This is a genomic window from Aedoeadaptatus acetigenes, from assembly GCF_025566985.1.
GTDB classification, from domain to species: Bacteria; Bacillota; Clostridia; order Tissierellales; family Peptoniphilaceae; genus Aedoeadaptatus; species Aedoeadaptatus acetigenes.
This window is the reverse complement of the sequence record NZ_JAOQJD010000039.1, coordinates 1-677: the sequence shown is the minus strand read 5'-3', so window position 1 is coordinate 677 and position 677 is coordinate 1. Positions and strand designations below refer to the sequence as shown.

1 tRNA gene and 1 rRNA gene are annotated in these 677 nt (G+C 48.7%); both read right to left on the bottom strand.

The window, feature by feature from the left end:
* Positions 1-132: 132 nt before the first annotated feature.
* Positions 133-209: transfer RNA gene (locus OCV31_RS09660), tRNA-Ile, on the bottom strand.
* Between the two features lie 71 nt (positions 210-280).
* Positions 281-677 (bottom strand): 16S ribosomal RNA (locus OCV31_RS09655); the annotation flags it as partial.

Sequence of the window (677 nt, the reverse complement as noted above, 5' to 3'; positions counted from 1 at the left end):
ACTTGACCTTACGATCTATTTCGTTGAAATTGTAATCTTAAATTTAAATTTGAAGATTTGATTTTACGATGTTCTCGTTTTTGATTGTATATGCAATTGTCTTGGTTCAATAGTTTTGCATCCGAAGATGCATGGTGGACCTGGGTGGACTCGAACCACCGACCTCACGCTTATCAGGCGTGCGCTCTAACCAGCTGAGCTACAGGTCCATATATAATTAAAGGTATAAGAGATTGTCCATCTTTCGCTCTCCCCCGCAGGGAAGAGCGTATTTCCTTAGAAAGGAGGTGATCCAGCCGCACCTTCCGATACGGCTACCTTGTTACGACTTCACCCCAGTCATTAACCCTACCTTCGACAGCTGCCTCCTTGCGGTTGGCTCGCTGGCTTCGGGTATTGCCAACTCCCATGGTGTGACGGGCGGTGTGTACAAGACCCGGGAACGCATTCACCGCGACATTCTGATTCGCGATTACTAGCAACTCCGACTTCATGCAGGCGAGTTGCAGCCTGCAATCCGAACTGGGATCGGCTTTTTGAGATTCGCTTGCGATCGCTCGTTTGCTACCCTCTGTACCGACCATTGTAGCACGTGTGTAGCCCAGGACATAAAGGGCATGATGATTTGACGTCATCCCCACCTTCCTCCGATTTATCATCGGCAGTCCCTTTAGAGT